Annotated in this window: 1 pseudogene; it reads left to right on the top strand. The window is 43.2% G+C overall.

The features are described from left to right. Positions 1 to 222 (top strand): annotated as a pseudogene (locus tag IAE27_RS29465) (DUF3304 domain-containing protein); the annotation flags it as partial.

Below are 222 nucleotides of genomic sequence, written 5' to 3'. Positions count from 1 at the left end.
CTGCTGTTACGGTGTGCCAACGAAATGGAAACCGGGAATGACGGTGAAAGTGGAATGGGAAACGGGTGTCGGTTATTCAATGGATTTTCCAGGATATGGAGATGACGCTAAATATTTAGAATGGGAAAAAAAATAAAAGCTCAGAACCAGGAACATAGCCGGATAGTCCCAGTTCCCGATTATACCGGGCAAAAAACCTGCGGAATAAAGGTTCACTTTTTA

Origin of the sequence: Klebsiella sp. S69, from assembly GCF_016516145.1 — a bacterium.
In the GTDB taxonomy this organism is placed as follows: domain Bacteria; phylum Pseudomonadota; class Gammaproteobacteria; order Enterobacterales; family Enterobacteriaceae; genus Klebsiella; species Klebsiella oxytoca.
This window is presented reverse-complemented; position numbering and strand designations above follow the sequence as displayed.